At 56.4% G+C, this 385-nt stretch carries 1 protein-coding gene; it reads right to left on the reverse strand.

The window, feature by feature from the left end:
- Nucleotides 1–385 (reverse strand): transposase (locus tag V3W40_RS34580; protein ID WP_330216548.1); only part of this gene is annotated, 385 nt, incomplete at both ends.

Below are 385 nucleotides of genomic sequence, written 5' to 3' on the forward strand. Positions count from 1 at the left end.
TGTGGCATCGACGATGGTGCCTTGTCGCAGTGACAGGCCACGGTCGCCCAGATAGCCATTGATCACGCCGAGAATGCCAGTGGTCAACTCGTGCTTTTCCAGCAGTCGACGGAAGTTGAGAATGGTGGTTTCGTCTGGAATTCGCTCCAGGCTCAGGCCGGAAAACTGGCGCAAGATCGTCGTCTCGTACAGCGCCTCTTCCATCGCCGGATCACTGTAACCAAACCAGTTCTGCATGAGATGAACCCGCAGCATCGCCATCAACGGATATGCCGGACGACCGCCTTCGCCTTTCGGGTAATGGGGTTCGATAAGAGCGATCAAACCCTTCCAGGGCACGACCCGATCCATCTCGATCAGGAACAGTTCCTTACGGGTCTGCTTG

It is taken from the genome of Pseudomonas sp. AM8, assembly GCF_036346475.1.
Taxonomy (GTDB): Bacteria; Pseudomonadota; Gammaproteobacteria; order Pseudomonadales; family Pseudomonadaceae; genus Aquipseudomonas; species Aquipseudomonas marginalis.